The following is a 17,743-nucleotide window of genomic DNA, read 5'->3' on the forward strand; positions in this document are numbered from 1 at the left end:
CGACCGTAGCCTCCCCGCTGCCGCTCGAGGTCATCGGTCCCCACTCCCTCGCGAGTTCTCCCCGACCAGCGCCAGGAACGCGTCTTCCAACCGGCGCCGCGGCACCACCCGGTCGACCCCGATCCCGGCCTTGACCAGCGACGCCACCACCTCGGCGCGCGGCGTGCCGTTCATGTCGACGATCAGACCGGTCGCGCCGTCCGGCAGCACCGAGGTCACGTTGAGCCCGGCGAGCACCCGCGACGCCTCGGCCACGTCGGTCACCTCGATCTGCACCGACGGCGAGTCGCCGACGATCTCGTCGACCGGCCCGGACGCCACGATCCGGCCCTTGTTCACCACCACCGCGTGCGTACAGGTCTGCTCGACCTCGGCCAGCAGGTGGCTGGACACCAGCACCGCGCGGCCGTCGGTGGCGTACCGCTTGAGCACCCGGCGCATCTCGGCGATCTGCGGCGGGTCCAGCCCGTCGGTCGGCTCGTCCAGCACCAGCAACTCGGGCAGCCCGAGCATGGCCTGGGCGATGGCCAGGCGCTGGCGCATGCCGTGGCTGTAGTTCTTCGTACGCCGATGGATCGAGTCACCCAGCCCGGCGATCTCCACCGCCTCGTCGAACCGCGCGTCGGCCCACGGCCGGCCGGTGGCCCGCCAGTACGCCCGCAGGTTTTCCTCACCGGTCAGGTGGGGCAGGAACCCCGGCCCCTCGACCAGCGCGCCGACCCGGGACAGGATCGGCGAACCGGGCACCAGCGGGTTGCCGAAGACCAGCGCTTCGCCCCGGGTCGGCATGGTCAGCCCCATCAGCACCCGCAGCGTGGTGGTCTTGCCGGCACCATTGGGACCGAGCAGCCCGACGACCTGGCCGCGCTCGACCGTGAAGCTGATCTCCTCGACCGCGACGAACCCGTCCCCGTACTCCTTGCGCAGGTCACGCACGACCAGCGGGGTCTCGGCGAACTCGGCCACGGTCGGCGCCCGGCGGGCCCGGCGGCGGCGGATCAGCAGCACCACGACAAGTCCCAGGACGATGGCGGCGATCAGGCCGGCCAGCACGTACCGCCAGATCACCTGGGGGTTGCTGATCGGCGTGCCCACCATGGTCGGCAGCGTGAGCGTGGGTTCGACCGCGACGGTGTAGGTGGCCGGCGCCGGCGGTGTGAGGTAGCCCTGGTCGGAGGCGGCGACCACGACTCGCAGCGAGTTGCCGGTCTCGATCCGCCGGACGATCGCCGGCAGTGTGACGGTCACCGGCCGCGCGGCCGCGATGTCCCGGCCGAGCCCGGTCAGCCGGACCGGCGCGACCAGCCCCGCGCTCAGCGTCTCAGCGCCCTTCGGGTCGACGTCGTAGAGCTTGACGAACAGCGTCGCCTCGCCGGTCGGTGACGCGGCCCGGAGCCGGACGGTCGGCGCTCCGACCACGTCGACGGCCTGGGTGACGGGCTTCGAGGCGAAGGTGGCGTACTGCCCCGGTATGTCCCCGGCCACGCCTGCGAGCAGCGTGGACAGCCGGCCGCCGACGCCCGGCAGCGAGGAGAGGCCGCCGGGATTGCCGTTGGGCGGGTTGGCGATCGGCTGCGCCGGGCCGGCCAGCGCGATGTCGGTGCGACCGGTCCCGCTGATTCCGGGGTACGCGTCGACCGAGTACCCGTTCGTCACCAGCCCCCGGTCGAGCGCGCTGAAGCCGGCCACCCGCGAGTACGTGAAACTGGTCGGCGGCGCCTCGCCCTCGCCCTTGACGTAGTGGTCGAGCCACTGCACGGTCAGGAACTTGGTCCGGTCCTGGTCGGTCTGCGGCCCGAGCCCGCCGTCGTGCCCGCCGGTGAACCAGGCGACCCGCACCGGCGTACCGGCCGCCGCGATCCCCCGCGCGTTGGCGTCCGCCTCGGACAGCGGAAAGAGCGTGTCCACTGCCCCCTGAACGAGCAGCGTCGGCGCCTTGATCTTTCCGAGTACCGCCTGAGGGCTGGACTCACGCAGCAAGGCCAGCGCCGCGGCGTCCGGCTGCCCCGTGGTCGCCATCGAGAGATAGGCCGCACACACATCGGCGGCAAACCGCCCGCAAGCAGGGTTGATCCCCGGCGGAAGAACCGCCGGCCCGGCGGCCGCGCCGGCATCGGACCCGGAGCCGGCGCCCTCGTCGGGCGAGCCACCCGTGGCCGCGGGCGAGGCGGCGCCGTTTCCGAAGAACAGGCCGGCCCAGCCCTTCTTGAAGACGCCGACCGCGTCGGTGCCGGCCGACTGCGGCAGGAACGAGCGCCCGAGATCGTTCCAGGTGATCAGCGGGACGATCGCGTCCACCCGGGTGTCCTGCCCGGCCAGCAGCAGCGCCAGCGCCCCGCCGTAGGACCCGCCGACCACGCCCACCCGAGGGTCGCCGGCCGCGTCGGTCTCCACCTCGGGCCGCCGGGCCAACCAGTCGAGCAGCCGCTGCGCGTCGCGGACCTCGTAGTCGGGGCTGTCCAGGTGGATCTGCCCGCCGCTGCGGCCGAAACCGCGGGCGGTCCAGGTCAGCACCGCGTACCCGCGCTCGACCAGCGACTCGGCGTCGTCCCGGACCGAGTTCTTGGTCCCGCCGAAGCCGTGCGCGAGCAGCACCGCGGGCACCTTGCCGGCCCGGTCGCGCGGCAGGTAGAAGCGCGTGTCGAGGTCGATCGTGGCCCCGCCGGAGGGCGCCTCGGGCACGGTCACCGGCTGATCGCTGGTGGTCCAGGCATCCCGGCCGGGCAGCACGGCCCCGACCACCAGACCGGCGAGGATCACGAGGACTGCCGTGGCGGCCAGGACCCTACGACGGCTCAATGGCATGCGCCCAAAGCTATCCCGGCCGATCTGAGCGAGTGCTGTGAGTGCTGTGGGTTCCCACCGGCGTGAGGGCGATAGCGTGGTAGCCGTGGCAGACGATCTCACGCTGACCGTGACCCAGCGGCCCGCGGCCCTCGACGCGCGTCGCGGCATCGTCCGCCTGCATCCCGAGGTGATGGCCGCGCTCGCGATCAACCCCGGTGACCCGCTGCGCCTGGCCGGCGCCCGCACCACCGCCGGCATCGCCGCCCGGGCCGAGGCGAGCGCCAGCCGCGCCCTGCTCTACGCCGACGACCTGACCATCGGCAACCTCGGCCTGCGCGACGGCGGCCAGGTCACCGTGACACCGATCCCGGTGGTCGGCGCCCGCCGGGTGACGTTGAGCGGCCCGGCTGAGATCGTCGCCGTCGTCTCGCCCGAGATGCTGCGCCTGGCCCTGCTGGGCAAGGTGGTCAGCGCCGGCGACGACGTCTCCCTGCTGCCACAGGACGTGCTGCTCGACGCGGACAAGCGGGCCGCGGTCGAGGGCGCCCGGCGCAGCCTCTCCAACCGGGTCGGGTACGCCTGGACCAGCACCCTGCTCAAGGTCGTCGAGGTCACCGACGCCGACGCCGCCCTGGTCTCGATGGACACCCTGGTCGCCTGGGAGCACGGCGAGGCGACCCGGCCGGCCGCCTCCGTCGCCGCTCCCGCCCGCCCGGCGACAACCGACCCCGAGGTGCCGCCGCCCAGCATCGACGACCTGCCCGGTCTGCGCGCCCAGGCCAAGGAGCTGACCGAGCTGCTCGACCTGGGCTTCCACCACCGCGAGGTGCTCGGGCGGCTCGGCACCACGGTGTCGCTGGGCGTGCTGATCTCGGGGCCGGCCGGGTCGGGCAAGTCGGCGCTGGTCCGGGCGGTCGCCGCCGGCGTCGGGGCCGAGGTCTTCCCGCTGTGGGCGCCCGAGCTGGCCGCGCTGACCAATGACGCCGCGGCCGGGCGGTTGCGCGCCGCCGCCCGGGACGCGCGTGCGGGTGGCCCGGCCGTGGTCCTGATCGCCGACGTCGAGGCTCTGGCCCCGCGTGAACAGCCCGGTCCGGTCGCCACGGTGTTCCGGCAGGTGCTGGCCGAGACGGTCCGGGCCGGTGTGGCGGTGGTCTGCACGACCAGCCGGCCCGAGGCCGTCGATCCCGAGCTGCGCGCGCCCGACCTGCTGGCCGTGCAGCTGGCGGTGGCGCTACCGGACCAGGCGATGCGCCGCGAGCAGCTGAGCGTGCTGACCCGGGGAATGCCGCTGACCGAGGATGTACGCCTGGATGACGTCGCCGCGCGTACCCCCGGATTTGTCGCCGCCGACCTCGGAGCTCTCGCCCGGGAGGCCGGTGTCCGTGCCGCCCTGCGCCAGAAGGACGCCGAGTCGCCGACCGTGACCATGGCCGACTTCGAGGCCGCACTGGACGTGGTCCGGCCGACGTCCATGGCCGAGTCGTCGCTCGAGATCGCCGCGGTCACGCTGGACGACGTCGGTGACATGACCGAGGTCAAGGAGGTGCTGACCGAGTCGGTGCTGTGGCCGCTGACCTATCCGGACACCTTCGCGCGGCTGGGGGTCTCACCGCCGCGCGGCGTGCTGCTCTACGGTCCCCCCGGCTGTGGCAAGACCTTTCTGGTCAAGGCCATCGCGGGTACGGGCAGAGCCAACGTCCTGTCGGTCAAGGGCGCCGAGTTGCTGAGCAAGTGGGTCGGCGACAGTGAAAAGGCCGTGCGTGAGCTGTTCCGCCGCGCCCGCGAGGCCGCGCCCACGCTGGTCTTCCTGGACGAGGTGGACGCGCTCGCCCCGCAGCGTGGCCAGGGCTCGGACGGCGGCACCACCGACCGCGTGGTGGCGGCGCTGCTGACCGAGCTGGACGGCGTCGAGGACCTGCGCAACGTGGTGGTGATCGGGGCGACCAACCGGCCCGACCTGATCGATTCGGCCCTGCTGCGTCCGGGCCGGCTGGAACGACTGGTCTACGTGCCGCCACCGGACGCCGAAGCCCGCGCGGCGATCCTCAAGGCGTCGTCGAAGTCGGTGCCGCTGGACGACCAGGTCGACCTGGACGCGCTCGGCGCCGACCTGGACGGTTTCTCGGCGGCCGACTGCGCGGCCCTGATCCGCGAGTCAGCGCTGGCCGCGATGCGCGAGTCCCTCGACGCGACCACGGTCACCGCCGCGAACGTGACCACCGCCCGCTCCCGCATCCGCGCCTCCTTGGACCCGGCCCAGGTCGCCTGGCTGGCCAACTTCGCCGACCAGCAAACCCGCGCCTAGCCCTACCACTCCCTCACACAGTGGTCGCGCAGCGCGGCATCCGGGCCGGAACCACCGCCCGGCCCTACCACTGAGGGCTAGCGGCGGCGGGTGCGGGTGCGGGTGGCGCGCAGGCGGCGGAGGCGGCCGACCAGCACCGGCTCGTGCTCCAGCGCGGCCGGATTGTCCAGCAACGCGTTCAGAAGCTGGTAATACCGGGTCGAGGACAGCTCGAAGGTGTCCCGGATCGCCTGCTCCTTGCTGCCCGCGTGCCGCCACCACTTGGCCTCGAAGGCCAGGATCTTGAGCTCGCGGTCGGACAGGGCGGGCTCGGTCGCCGCCGCGGGCTCGTGCGCGGAGGTGCACGGCGCGGGCGGCCGCTGCGCCGGCGCGTGACCGGCCGGCCGATCCACATCGGACGGCGAAGATTCGGGGTGCATGGTGCTCCTGAGCGTGGGGATCGAAGAGCATCGTAAGGTCTGCACCCCGAAGCTACCTCACGCGATGTCCCGCTTACGCATAGTCCACAAGGCGGCACCCACAATGACGACGAAGATCGCCGCCCACAGCGCGCCGGCCATCGGCCAGGTCAGCGTCAGCGTGTCCGGTTGGCAGCCGTTGACCGAGGAGAACTGGCAGGAGTTGTAGTCCTCCAGCTTGAACTCCTTGTTCATCCAGGCGACGGCCCAGATCGGCAGCAGCCAGACCTCGCCGAACGGCACCTCGGCCATGTTCAGCACCAGGTAGAGCCCGAACTGCAGGACCACCACGACGCCGGCCGCCACGCCCAGCGCCACCGCGGTGTGCCGGCCCAGCGACGCCAGCCCGAACCCGATCGCCGCGGCCAGCAGGATCAGCACTATCGCGCGTACCTCGGTCAGCGCGGTCGACCGCCACGCCCCGGCCGTCATCCCCTCGGTGGTGCCGTGCAGCTCGGCGATGGCCAGGAACGTCAGCGTCCACAGCACCGCCACCACCACGCTCAGCGCCGCCACCGCCCCGAGCAGCACACCCAGCTTGGTGCCCAGCACCTGGAGCCGGCGCGGCCGCCACAGCAGCAGGTTCATCATCCCGCCGCTGCTCCACTCGGCCCCCACGTACGACGCGCCGACCACGAAGGCCAGCAGCACGAAGATCGCGGCGAACGTGGTGATCACCGCGCCGAAGTCGTTCTTGAAACGGAACGTCGACGGCATGTGCCAGTCGGGCGGGAAGTCCTGCGGTTGCGGCTGGTAGAGCTGCGTACAGTCGGCCGGATAGCCGTTGGTGCCGGGCGCGCGCTCGCAGTTGGCGCGATCCTGGCCGGCCTGCCGCAGCGCCTCCTGATAATCCTGCTCGGCCGCCGCCCGGGCCTGGGCCACCTGCTCCGGGCCGACCTTCTGGTTGCTGAGGAAGATGCCCACCGCGATCACGACCATCACCACCAGCGTGCCGATGGTCAGCCAGCGTACGAACCGGCGCTTGGTCAGCCGCCGCAGTTCCGCCTGGGCCAGACTCACTGCCCCCACCCGCCCCGCGCGCCCGCCACCGCGGACTCGTCGACCTGCCGGCTCGCCCCGTCCACCGGCGCCGTCCCGGTCAGCTCCAGGAAGACACTCTCCAGGTCGACCGCGACCGGCGCCAGCTCGCTCACCCACACCTCGTGCTGCGCCAGCACCCAGGTGATCCAGGCCGGCCGCTCCACCCCGCCGACCATCACGTGGTCGTCGGCCGGGGTCACCTGGGGCGCACCGGCCGACCGCAACACCTCGGCCACGGCGGTCAGGTCAACCCCGGATTCCACGCGTACGCGCACAGCGCTCGACTTGTGCTGCGCCAGCACCTCGGCCACCGACCCGGCCGCCACCCGCCGCCCCGCCGAGATGATCGTCACCGAGTCACAGATCAGCTGGATCTCGCCGAGGATGTGGCTGGACACGACCACCGTCATGCCCGACTCGCTGAGGGTGCGCATCAGCGAGCGCATCTCCCGGATCCCGCCCGGGTCGAGCCCGTTGGCCGGCTCGTCCAGAATCAGCAGCCGCGGGTTCTTGAGCAGCGCCGACGCCACCGCCAGCCGCTGCTTCATACCGAGCGAATAGGTCTTCACCCGGTCCTTGGCCCGGTCCCGCAGACCGACCAGTTCGAGCACCTCGGGCACCCGGGCCCGCGGCACCCCGCCCGCGTCGGCGAGCAGGGTCAGCGTGTCCTGCGCGGTGAACGGCAGGAAGAACTGCGGGCTCTCGACGATCGCGCCGACCTGGCCGGCCACCTCGGGCAGGCTCTCGGGCACCTCCCGCCCGAGGATCGCCATGCGACCGCCGTTCGGTTTGATCAGGCCCAGCAGCGTACGCAAAGTGGTGGTCTTTCCCGAGCCGTTGGGCCCGAGGAATCCGTGCACCTGTCCGGCCTCGACCACCATGTCGAAGCCGTCCAGCGCGCGGCGCACCCCTTTGCGGCTGCGATAGGTCTTCCGCAGACCTTCGATCTCCAGCACGGCGCTCACACCGAGACCTTAGAGGCCAACCGGCGCGTAACCCGGGAGGCCGCACGCCGACCCGCCTACCGGGCCGGCGCGCGCTGTCCTGCTGTCAGCCGCAGGTCCAGGTGACGGCCCGGCCGGTGTCCCGCGTCGGATCGGTGTGGAAGTACTCGTTGCCGGTCACCGTCCGGCCGTCGTCGCTGATCCCGAGGATCCGGTAATTTATCGTCCCCGGCGCCGGTGGCGTCCCCGGGAGCTTGCGGGCCGTCCCGCCGTCCAGCACCCACAGGTGGCCGTCCGTGCCGTCGTCGCCGACCACGGCACCGTTGGCCGCCACCGTGTGCGGGCGCCGGATCTGCGCGGGCAGGGCCTCGTACTTCTTGGTCCCGACGCTGTATCGGAAGCCCTTGGCGTCGTCGTAGCCGACGACCCAGCCGCTGGCTATACCCCACACCGTGGGCGAGCGTTGCCCCGCGGACACCGGAACCGGCCGGCTGCTGCCGTCGGGCAGCCACAGGTTCGCGAACTCGGCCCCTTCGCTGTTGGCGTAGCCCAGCATCGTGCCGTCCTCGTCGAGGAACAGGACCTGGGCCTGCTTGCCGACCGGGACGGCGAGCTTGGTGGGCGCGGCGTCCGGGCGCTCCCAGCGGGCCGGCACGTTGCCCTTCACCAGGCCGGCGAACCGGCCGTCGTCGGCGATAGCGGTGGTGATGGCGCCGTCCTTCAGCGCGGTCAGCTTCCCGTCCTCGTACACGTACGAGAGCAGGGTCAGCTCGTCCTTGGTCATAACGGTGAACAGCGCCGTGAACTCGCCCTTGGCGTTGAGGTCGTACTCGCCGCGGCCCCCGACCGGAATCTCGACCTCGGCGACCCGCGCACCGTCCTTGCGGACGGTCACGGTCGTCTTCTTGCCGCCGCTCGCCTCCTGCAGCGTGTAGTGGCCGGTGTGGTCGACCGCGGCCAGCAGACCGGTCGTGCCGGGCATCGGCGACAGCGTGCAGTCCGGGCCGGTCGCGGCGGCCGGCAGATACGCGGGGGCCGCCGCCGACGGGGAACCGCGGTCGGCCGCCGGCACCCCGTCGCCGCCCTGCCGGCCGTTCACCACGATCGCCGTCGTACCCGCGGCCACCGCGGTCAGGAACACCGCCGTGAACGCGCCGGTCGCGGCGGTCCGGACCCGGCGGCGCCGGTCACCCTCACGCACGATGTGGTCCAGGTCGAGCCACTGCTCGCCGCTGGGCTCGCCGGCCAGCGGCCCGAGCATCTCGCGGGCCTCACGATCTTCGGTCGAGTTCATCGCAGTCCTTCCAGGGCCGAGGCCGGCTCACGGGAGCCGAGGATTTTGCGCATCGCGGTGAGGGCGTGGCTGGTCTGGGACTTGACCGTCCCCTCGGAGCAGCCGAGCAGAGCGGCCACGTCGGCCACGCTGCGGTCGCACAGAAACCGCAGGACGAGCACCGCCTGCTGGCTCGACGTCAGCCGGGACAGGGCCGCCCGCACCACCTCGCGGTCCTCCACACCTGGCCCCAGCCGCGCCTGGTCCGGCAACGCCTCCCCGAACAGGCGTACCTTCCACCAGCCCCGGCGCCGCTCGCTGATGAACGTGCGCACCAGGATCCGGTGTACGTACGCGTCGATGTTGTCCGCCCGCGCCACGCCGGCCCAGCGCGCGTACACCTTGGTCAGCGTCTCCTGCACCAGGTCATCGGCCTGATGCGTGTCGCCGCACAGGAGGTACGCCGACCGTCTCAGCGCACCCGCACGGCCTCGCACGTAGGCGAGGAACTCCGGGTGCGCACCCGCACTCATATCGCTCACGAACCCCCGACGCGACCCCGGCGAAATCGGTTGTAGGTGCCGAAGAACTTTCCCGCCGTACGCTCAGGGCAACACGATCATCGGTCCGCTGGATCCCGCTCGCGATCCGCCTCTGACTCCGGTGCCCGCTCATATTTGGCGTCGGCCCAGGTGCCGGTGACGACGTTGCCGTCGACCACCAGATCCATGGTCAGCAGGGACTTGTCGGGACCGTGGACGCTGCGCGCGGTGAGCCGGTCGCCGTGTTGCAGGACCACGACGAAGTGGGCGTTCGTGAACTCGGCCTCGCGGCTGCTGGAGTAGTAGCGGTAGCGGCTGAGCCAGACGCCGGTGTACCCACTGCTGGGCCGGGCGGCACCGGCCGCGACCGGCCCAGCGGGACCGCGTACCTCCAGATCGTGCCCACCGTGCCCATCCTCGACCGCAACCGACTCGGCTTCCGCCGGGAACCCGAGCGAGGCGATCGGCAGGCGCGTGACGACCTCGAGCGCCCGCGCGCTGGCGGGCCGGGGATTCGCGATCTCGCCGCTCTCGTAGCGCTAGTCGATCCAACGACCGGCCCGCATGACGCGCTTGACCCGCAGGTCCTCGGAGAGCACGACCAGGTCGGCGCGCAGGCCCGCCTCGAGCGCTCCGATCTCGTCGGAACGCCCCAGCACTCGCGCCGGCGTCGTCGCGGCCATCAGGCAGGCGTCCGGCAGGGGGATGCCCGCCCCGACGGCCCGGCGCAGGGCCGCGTCCATGGTCAGGGTGCTGCCGGCGATCGAGCCGGTGCCGATCCGGGCCACCCGGTCGGCCACCGTCACGGTCTGGCCGCCCAGGTCGTAGGTGCCGTCGGGCATGCCGGCGGCGTCGATGGCGTCGGTTATCAGGGCGGCGCGGTCGGGACCGGCCGTGCGGGCGGCGAAGGCCAGCATCCCGTCGTGCAGGTGGACGCCGTCGGCGATCAGTTCGCAGACGATGCGGCGGGAGGCGAGCAGGCCGATGACCGGGCCGGGCTCGCGGTGGTGGGCCGGTCGCATGCCGTTGAAGAGGTGCGTTCCGAGGGTGGCGCCGGCTTCGACACCTTCGAGCGTCTGTTCGTACGTGGCATCCGTGTGCCCGATGGCCGCGACCACGCCCGACCGGTCCAGATAGGAGATGGCGTCGAGGGCGCCGGGCAACTCGGGGGCGATCGTGACGGCCCGCACGATCCCGCTGGCGACCAGGGTCCGCAGTTCGGAAAGGTCGGGGTCGCGGATGTGGTCGGTGTTCTGGGCCCCGCACCGCACCTTCGACAGGTACGGCCCCTCGAAGTGCACCCCGGCGATCGAACCGTCGGCCACCAGCGGCTGGAAGGCCTCGACGGCGTCCCGCATCACCTTCAACGGTGAGCTGACCAGGCTGGCCAGCACCGTCGTGGTGCCGTGGGCCAGATGAAAGGCCGCCGCCGCGCGCGCTGACGAGAAGTCCCCGGTGGTGAAGGTGTGCCCGCCGCCCCCGTGACAGTGCAGGTCGACGAAGCCGGGCACCACGTAGTCGGTGGTGTCGACGCTGGACTCGGACACCGAGATGATCGCCGGTCCGGAGACCTCGACGTGACCGGGGACGACCGAGCCGGGCCGGACGATGCGTCCAGGGATCTTCACGAGAGCGCGTCCAGTCCTAGGAGGGCGGCGCCGAGGCACCCGGCCGTGTCACCGAGGGCCGCCCGCTCGACGCGTGGCAGCCGGAGAAACCGTTTCCGCGTGTCCAACGCGGTCCGCAGGGGTGCCAGCAGCGCCTCGCCGGCCTCGGCCAGCCCGCCGCCGATGACGATCATCCCGGCGTCGTACAGCGCCTGCGCGGTCAGCAGCCCGTCAGCCAGCGCGTCGACCGCCTCGATCCACACCTGGCGGGCCAGCGCCTCGCCCGCCGCCGCGCGGGTGGCCACGTCGAACGCGGTCGAGCCGGCCACGCCGGACAGGGACGCGTACCGCCGCCCGATCGCCGACGCCGAGGCGATCGACTCCAGACAGCCGTGCCCGCCGCAGGCGCAGGGCGGCCCGCCGGGCCGGACGATCACGTGCCCGACCTCGCCGGCCGCGCCGTGCGCCCCGGCGAAGGCGGCACCGCCGACCACGTGGGCCGCGGCGATGCCGGTGCCGATCGCGATGAACAGAACGTGTGGTTCGCCCCGGCCGGCGCCCAGCCGGGCCTCGGCCATGCCCCCGGCGCGGACGTCGTGCCCGAGGGCGGCCGGTAACCCGAGGCGCGCGGCGACCAGGTCACGCATGGGCACGTCACGGAAGCCCACGTTCGACGACCAGACCGCGACGCCGTTCGCCTCGTCCACGACCCCGGGCACGACCAGGCCCACCGCGGCCGGCTCGAGGCCGGAGGATCGGGCCCGGCCGGCCAGGCCGTCCGCCACCGCCAGGATGTTCTCGGTCACCGCCGCGGGGCCGCGCTCGGCCCGGGTCAGGTGTCGTTCGGTGTGCAGGACCCGGCCCTCCGGGTGGACGAGGGCGCACTTCATGCCGGTGCCGCCCACGTCCAGGGCGATGACGACGCGACTCATTGGAGGACGACGCTGCGGGTCAGGTTGCGGGGGTGGTCCGGGTCGAGGCCCTGGGCCTCGGCGAGGGCGATGGCGACCCGTTGCGCCACGATCAGGTCGGCCATCGGGTCGAGCGGGGTACGCCCACCGCACCAGCGTCCGATCGCGCCGTACCCACCGTGGTGCCGGGCGTGCACGAACGCCGCCCCGGTCGCCTCGACGTCGTCGGCCAGGTGGGCCGGCACGTCACCGATGGCCCAGACCACCCGGCCGGGCGCCGCGATGGAGATCGGCCCGTGCCGGTAGTCCATCGCCGGGTACGCCTCGGTCCACACCATGGCGGCCTCGCGGCACTTGAGCGCCGCCTCGTGGGCCAACCCGACGGTCCAGCCGCGGCCGAGGAAGGTGATCTGTGTCGTCGTGTCGGTGCGGACCGGGAGGGGCAGGCGTACGGCCACCTCGGCGTCGCCGGCGATCGGGGCGATGTCCTGGCCCAGCCCCGCCCGCAGCAGCGCCAGCACGCTGGTGGCGAACCGGGTCTGCACCACGGCCTGCTCGTCGGCGAAGTCGAGCACGATCACGTCGTCGGCCACGATGGCGGCGGGTTGGGTGGCGTCGGCGGTCACGACCGTGGTGGGGGTACGCACGGCGCCCAGCGCGTCGACGACTTCGGTGGTGGAGCCGGAGCGCGTGATCGCGATAATCCGGTCGTACCGTCGATTGAGCGGGAACTCGGACGCCTGGAACGCGTCGGTCTCGCCCTGGCCGAGCCGCTCGCGAAGCGCGGCGTAGGCCTGACCCATGAACCATGACGTGCCGCAACCGATCACCGCGACCCGCTCCCCGACGGCCGGCAGCCCCGGTGACCCGGCCAGCTTCGCGGCCCGCGCCCAGCAGTCCGGCTGGCTGGCGATCTCGGTCTGCACGTGCGTCATGTGGGTTCCTTCGACGGCGAGGATGCGCATAAGCGTTCGGTACGGTGCCCTTTCGAGCTGCATTCTGCGTGGAACGCCGCCGCCCACGCAACAGTCAGGTTACGTTCGCGCAGCCACGATCTTTGCTATGCCGCTTTTCGAGCACTAATGTGCACACTCTTATCACGGAGTGGGCATCCCGACCGCGGATGCCGCTCGGAGCCGCCACTGCGGGTTTTGGGGGTTGAGTGGACCGGTACGCGCGGTGGAACGCCCTGCTCGAGCTGCTGGCCGAGAGCGGGCGGGTGAGCGTCGAGGACGCCGCCGAGCGCCTCGACGTGTCCCAGGCCACCATCCGGCGCGACTTCGACCAGCTCGCCCAGCAGCAGATGATCACCCGGACCCGGGGCGGTGCGGTCGCCAACGGCGTCTCCTACGACCTGCCGCTGCGCTACAAGAGCGCCAAGCACTCGGCCGAGAAACAGCGCATCGGTGAGGCCGCGGCCCGCCTGGTCGAGCCCGGCACCGTCGTCGGCCTCAACGGCGGCACCACGATGACCGAGGTCGCCCGCGCCCTGGCCGTACGCCCCGACCTCAACACCAGCGGCGAGGGCGCCCAGCTCACCGTCGTCACCAACGCGCTGAACATCGCCAACGAGCTGCTCGTCCGCTCCCGGATGAAGATCGTCGTGGCCGGCGGCGTGGTCCGCCCGCAGTCCTTCGAACTGGTCGGCCCGCTCGGCAGCGCACTCCTCAAGGAGGTCACCCTCGACGTCGTCCTGCTCGGCGTCGACGCCCTCGACGTCGAACTCGGCGCCGCCGCCCACCACGAGGGCGAGGCGGCGATGAACAGCCTGATGGTCGCCCGGGCCAAACGCGTCGTGGTCATCGCCGATTCGTCCAAACTGGGCGGCCACGCGTTCGCCCGGATCTGCCCGATCACCAAGGTCGAGGTCCTGGTCACCGACAACACCGCCCCGGACAGCGCCCTGACCGCCTTCCGCGAAGCCGGCGTCGAGGTCATCGTCGCCTGACGGTGCCAACCCCGTCGCCCCCAGCGCGACCGCGCGGAAGCCAGCCGGCGGTCACGACTCCGGCGCCGGCGGCACGGACGCGCGGAAGTCACCCGGCGTCAGCCCGTATCGAGTGCGGAAGGCCCGGTTGAAGTTGGCCGGATCGGCGAAACCCCACCGCGCGGCGAGCGCCCGGATCGGCACGTGCCGCTGGCCCGGGTCGGCCAGATCGTGCCGGCAGTTCTCCAGGCGGCGGCGCCGGATGTACTCGGCCACGGAATCGTCGCTGCCGTGGAAGAGGCGATGCAGCGAACGCACCGACAGGTGATGCGCGGCGGCCACGCCGGCCGGGCCCAGGGCCGGGTCGCCGAGCCGGCTCTCGATGTACTGCCGCACCTGGAGCAGGCCGACCCGGCCGGCCGGGCGGGCGTCCGCTCCGAGGTGCGCGGCCAGCACTCCGCCGACCAGCTCGGCGAGGATGCCGGTGAGCCGGGCCTCGTCGTCGGGCCCGTACCGGCCGCAGTCCTGGGCGACGGTGCCGAGAAACTGGGTCAGCAGCGCGCCGAGGCCGCTGTGGACCGGCAACCGTACGGCGGCGACGCTCTCCGCCTGGGCCGTCGAAAGGGGGACGAGCCGGCGCGGGATGTGAGCCTCGATCACCGACACGGTGCGCTGCCGGCTCTCCGAGGTGGTGCGGAACGGCCGCCAGGACTGGTAGAGCACGAGATCGCCGGGGCCGAAGGTGACCGTCCGCCCGCCCTGGTTGAGCCCGAACCGCCCGTGTACGCCCAGGTTGAGGTGGTAGCACTCCGGATCCGACCGCCGGATCAGGCGCGTGGTCCGGCTCGCGGTGACCGCCGAGCACCGTACGGTGGCCACCTGCGCCCCGCCCATCTCGAGCGCTTCGACGCCGCCGCTGAACGACCGGGGGTGCGCGGTCCGGACGTCGATCGGGGCGTACATCGTGCTCAGGCTCTGATGCCAGAAGTCGAACCGGTCACCCGCGGGCAACTCGCGCAGGTCAATGGCGTGGTACATCGTCACTCCCCCGGGTGGCGGCGCCGGACGGCCACTGTAGACAGCGGCCGCCACCCCTGCGGCTCGGCGCACGATGACAACGGGTGTGGCGCGCCACGACAATGACGCCGGTCCCGGCGGCACGCGAAGGTAGGGCACAGAATCGCCTGCTACGAAAGGGATACGCATGAAACGTACGTCAGCCCTCGCGTCGTTGATCGCCGTCGTCGCCGCCGTTCCGGCCGCTTCCGTGCCGGCCGCCGCGGCTGCTGCCGCCCCTGGCCCGCGCGCCGGAAGGGCGTCCGCCGACTCCGACTACCGGGTGGTGCGGCTGCGGAACCTGAACTCCGGCCGCTGTATGGGTGCGGAGGGAGGCACCCCGGCCAACGGGACCCGGGTGATCCAGTGGACCTGCACCGGGTCGGGTGATCAGGCGTGGTACGTCAACTTCGACGGCAGCTACTCCGAGGTGGTGAACTTCCGCCGCGGTCCCGGGTCGACCGACGCCTGCCTGGGCGTGTCCGGCGGCGTTACCACTCAGGGCGCACAGATGGTCACCTGGCAGTGTGACGGCAAGGCCAACCAACAGTGGCGCGTCGAGGGCAGCAGCGAGTGCGGTGGCGTCATCCTGGTCAACGCATCGGCCGGGATGCTGGCCAGCGTGGAGGGCCGCAGCACGGCGAACGGCGCATCCGTCATCCAGTGGCCGCACGGAAGCACCCGCGACCAGACCTGGTGCGTCGAATAGACGCGACGACCTCGGTGCGCTGATCCTGGCGGGGATCAGCGCACGGACGGCGTGAACGGACGCTCGAAACGAGCCACCGGGCCGGGCAGCGGCAACGTCTCCCACGGCACCCGGGCCAGCAGCCGGGCCAGCACCAGCCCGAGGAAGAGCCCGGCGATCGAGTCGGTGATCCAGTGCCAGCTCAGGTAGGTCGTCGTGCCGAAGACGATCGCCGGGGGCAGCACCCGCAGGGCCAGGGTGACTCGTCGGCCCAGGGCACCGATCAGACCGGTCAGCCCGAACGCGATCACCACGTACCAGATCACGGCGTTGGCCACATGACCGGACGGATAGCTCATCCCGGCCTGCCCCACCGCCGCCGGGTTGAAGAGCGCCGTGCGGTCGGGGCCTTCGAAGCGCGGCGCCGCCCGTTGGAACAGGATCTTCATCGGGCCGAGGGACAGGTACGTCAGGAGCGTCGCGCCCAGGAACACCAGGAGCGGCCGGATCGAGCGGCGGCGCCAGGCCAGCAGCGCCACGAGCAGCCCGGCCACCGGCATCAGCAGCCAGCCGCCCTGGCCGAGGCTGTTGAGCACCCGGGCGGTCCAGTAGGCGACGGGCGGCCGGTGCGCGTCGGACCAGTCGGCCACGGCCGCGTCCAGACCGAACAGGTGCCCCCGCGCCAACAGGACGGTGATCAGCACGAACGCGGCCACGAAGGCGGCGTCGGGCCACCAGCTGCGGGGTCGGGTCACGCGACCACGGTACCTACAGCTTGCCGCTCAGCTGACTGAGGAGCAGGTCGGATCGGACGCCGGAGTTGGGGCAGCCGCCGAAATGGTGCAGGGCGACGACCCGGTTGGTCCGGCGGGAGATGACCGGCGAACCGGACGAGCCGCCCTCGGTGTCGCAGTAGTAGGACACGTCCGAGGCGGTCTGGTAGCCGGTGTACGCGTTGTCGGCGACGGCGCAGTTGCCGGCCTTTTCGCCGAGGCTGCCGGCGATCCGGGTCGGGTCGCCAGCCGGGTGCTGCGGCACGTACAGCGGCTGTCCCTTGGCCGGGCGGACGTTGTCGAGCTGCAGGTAGCCGTACTTTTGAATGGCGCCGAAGTTCTCCACCGTGAACAGCGTGTAGTCCAGCGTGTGGTTGGTGGCCAGCACCTTGTCGCCCCAGACCTTGGTCGGCTTGAAGGTGTCGTACCCGCCGCAGGTCGCGCACTGGTAGTTGAACCAGACCTCGGTGTCGTAGGCCGAGTCCGAGTTGTCGAAGCAGTGGTTGTTGGTGAGCATGCGGTTCCTGGTGCCGACGCGCCAGCCGGTGCACAGCTCGGTGCCGTCGATCAGCAGCCGCGCGACCGCCTTGGACCGGGTGTAGGCGACCGGGTCCTTGGCCTTGTAACAGACCGCGTCCTTGGACTCGTCGCTGCCGCAGACGGATTCCTCGCGGCCGGTGTGGCCGGGCGCGGTCAGCGTTTCCTCCGGCGCACCGCCCTGTTCGGTACGCGTGAAGCCGCGCGCCACCCGGTCCACCCGGACACCGGGCTCGCCGGCCAGCGAGCGCGCGCCCAGCGGGTCGACGGCGCGGTGCACCTTCACGACCGCGGTGTCGCCGGTGACGGACATCGCCCACTTGTCGACCGACGCGCCCTCGACCAGCGCGGGCGCGTCGTAGCGGTACGACTCCTGGCCCTTGGCGTCGGAGACGGTGAGGTAGTCGCCCGGCGCCATCACCATGCGGTCGAAGTGCAGCTTGACGTACGAGGCGCCGGGGTAGCGGAAGGTCTCGGTGGCGGGCGTCCGCGCGTACCCGAGAAGCTTGTCGACCCGCAGCAGACGGCCTACCTTCTGCCGGCCCTTGGCGGCGGCCGCGGCCGCGCTCTCCTCGACGATGGCCCGCTTGTGTTTGACCGGCTCGGCGTGGGTCCGCGGATCCTCGCTGACCGGCTTCGTGCTGGTGGCGGCCGCGGTCGGGGTCTCGGTCGCGGCCTGGGTCGCGGCCGTGGTGGGTCGCTGGTTCGACAGAACGGCCACGGGGGTACGCGCCTCAGCCGGCGCCTCCCGCCAGCCGCCGACGGGCCGGCGTTCGTCGTTCGACTGCTGCTTCCAGACCACCGCGCCCGCCGATCCGGCGAGTACGAGGGCGGCGCACGCCCCGACGACGATGCCTGCCTTGCGTCGCATGCTTCTCCCCGGGGTCACGAAAG

The 17,743-nt window shown here is 72.3% G+C and carries 16 protein-coding genes; 3 read left to right on the forward strand and 13 right to left on the reverse strand.

What is annotated here, in order from left to right; translation table 11 throughout:
- Nucleotides 1–30: 30 nt before the first annotated feature.
- On the reverse strand, nucleotides 31–2,805 hold the full coding sequence (locus ACGFIO_RS16875) for an alpha/beta fold hydrolase (protein ID WP_392827162.1): 2,775 nt from the start codon (nucleotides 2,803–2,805) through the stop codon (nucleotides 31–33).
- A gap of 85 nt (nucleotides 2,806–2,890) precedes the next feature.
- On the opposite strand from ACGFIO_RS16875, the gene ACGFIO_RS16880 reads away from it, so the two are divergent.
- Nucleotides 2,891–5,092, forward strand: coding sequence for an AAA family ATPase (locus ACGFIO_RS16880; protein ID WP_392827163.1), 2,202 nt, complete (start codon nucleotides 2,891–2,893; stop codon nucleotides 5,090–5,092).
- A 77-nt stretch (nucleotides 5,093–5,169) separates the two neighbouring features.
- On the opposite strand, the gene ACGFIO_RS16885 is transcribed toward ACGFIO_RS16880, so the two are convergent.
- The 9 genes from ACGFIO_RS16885 to ACGFIO_RS16925 form a co-directional block, all read right to left on the reverse strand.
- Nucleotides 5,170–5,511: a DUF3263 domain-containing protein gene (locus ACGFIO_RS16885; RefSeq protein WP_392827164.1), complete on the reverse strand. Its 342-nt coding sequence runs from the start codon at nucleotides 5,509–5,511 to the stop codon at nucleotides 5,170–5,172.
- A gap of 57 nt (nucleotides 5,512–5,568) precedes the next feature.
- A complete protein-coding gene (locus tag ACGFIO_RS16890) occupies nucleotides 5,569–6,570 on the reverse strand; it encodes an ABC transporter permease subunit (RefSeq protein ID WP_392827165.1) in 1,002 nt (333 codons plus the stop codon).
- Nucleotides 6,567–7,556, reverse strand: a complete 990-nt coding sequence (locus tag ACGFIO_RS16895) for an ABC transporter ATP-binding protein (protein WP_392827166.1) — start codon at nucleotides 7,554–7,556, stop codon at nucleotides 6,567–6,569. Before ACGFIO_RS16895 ends, ACGFIO_RS16890 begins: the two co-directional genes overlap by 4 nt.
- Before the next feature lie 85 nt (nucleotides 7,557–7,641).
- Nucleotides 7,642–8,829, reverse strand: a complete 1,188-nt coding sequence (locus tag ACGFIO_RS16900) for a hypothetical protein (protein ID WP_392827167.1) — start codon at nucleotides 8,827–8,829, stop codon at nucleotides 7,642–7,644.
- Nucleotides 8,826–9,341, reverse strand: a complete 516-nt coding sequence (locus tag ACGFIO_RS16905; protein WP_392827168.1) for a SigE family RNA polymerase sigma factor — start codon at nucleotides 9,339–9,341, stop codon at nucleotides 8,826–8,828. Before ACGFIO_RS16905 ends, ACGFIO_RS16900 begins: the two co-directional genes overlap by 4 nt.
- Before the next feature lie 86 nt (nucleotides 9,342–9,427).
- The gene (locus ACGFIO_RS16910) at nucleotides 9,428–9,607 is read right to left on the reverse strand and encodes a hypothetical protein (protein WP_392827169.1); all 180 of its coding nucleotides are present in this window, start codon (nucleotides 9,605–9,607) and stop codon (nucleotides 9,428–9,430) included.
- Between the two features lie 282 nt (nucleotides 9,608–9,889).
- The gene (gene nagA / locus ACGFIO_RS16915) at nucleotides 9,890–10,978 is read right to left on the reverse strand and encodes an N-acetylglucosamine-6-phosphate deacetylase (RefSeq protein WP_392827170.1); all 1,089 of its coding nucleotides are present in this window, start codon (nucleotides 10,976–10,978) and stop codon (nucleotides 9,890–9,892) included.
- A complete protein-coding gene (locus ACGFIO_RS16920; protein WP_392827171.1) occupies nucleotides 10,975–11,889 on the reverse strand; it encodes an ROK family protein in 915 nt (304 codons plus the stop codon). The genes nagA and ACGFIO_RS16920 overlap by 4 nt, the downstream gene beginning before the upstream one ends.
- Nucleotides 11,886–12,803, reverse strand: a complete 918-nt coding sequence (locus tag ACGFIO_RS16925) for an SIS domain-containing protein (RefSeq protein ID WP_392827172.1) — start codon at nucleotides 12,801–12,803, stop codon at nucleotides 11,886–11,888. Before ACGFIO_RS16925 ends, ACGFIO_RS16920 begins: the two co-directional genes overlap by 4 nt.
- 227 nt (nucleotides 12,804–13,030) lie before the next feature.
- Between ACGFIO_RS16925 and ACGFIO_RS16930 the strand changes: the two genes are divergently transcribed.
- Nucleotides 13,031–13,816: a DeoR/GlpR family DNA-binding transcription regulator gene (locus tag ACGFIO_RS16930; protein ID WP_392827173.1), complete on the forward strand. Its 786-nt coding sequence runs from the start codon at nucleotides 13,031–13,033 to the stop codon at nucleotides 13,814–13,816.
- A 51-nt stretch (nucleotides 13,817–13,867) separates the two neighbouring features.
- Here the strand turns inward: ACGFIO_RS16930 and ACGFIO_RS16935 are convergent, their stop codons facing one another.
- On the reverse strand, nucleotides 13,868–14,833 hold the full coding sequence (locus ACGFIO_RS16935) for a helix-turn-helix domain-containing protein (protein ID WP_392827174.1): 966 nt from the start codon (nucleotides 14,831–14,833) through the stop codon (nucleotides 13,868–13,870).
- A gap of 166 nt (nucleotides 14,834–14,999) precedes the next feature.
- Here ACGFIO_RS16935 and ACGFIO_RS16940 point away from each other — a divergent pair, with 166 nt between their 5' ends.
- Complete coding sequence (locus ACGFIO_RS16940) at nucleotides 15,000–15,560, forward strand: RICIN domain-containing protein (protein ID WP_392827175.1); 561 nt, start codon at nucleotides 15,000–15,002, stop codon at nucleotides 15,558–15,560.
- Nucleotides 15,561–15,595: 35 nt separating this feature from the next.
- On the opposite strand, the gene ACGFIO_RS16945 is transcribed toward ACGFIO_RS16940, so the two are convergent.
- Both ACGFIO_RS16945 and ACGFIO_RS16950 read right to left on the reverse strand, forming a co-directional pair.
- The gene (locus ACGFIO_RS16945; protein WP_392827176.1) at nucleotides 15,596–16,294 is read right to left on the reverse strand and encodes a phosphatase PAP2 family protein; all 699 of its coding nucleotides are present in this window, start codon (nucleotides 16,292–16,294) and stop codon (nucleotides 15,596–15,598) included.
- A gap of 13 nt (nucleotides 16,295–16,307) precedes the next feature.
- Nucleotides 16,308–17,720, reverse strand: a complete 1,413-nt coding sequence (locus ACGFIO_RS16950) for a trypsin-like serine peptidase (RefSeq protein WP_392827177.1) — start codon at nucleotides 17,718–17,720, stop codon at nucleotides 16,308–16,310.
- Nucleotides 17,721–17,743: the final 23 nt, after the last annotated feature.

This window comes from Actinoplanes sp. NPDC049265 (genome assembly GCF_043197135.1).
Classification (GTDB): domain Bacteria; phylum Actinomycetota; class Actinomycetes; order Mycobacteriales; family Micromonosporaceae; genus Actinoplanes.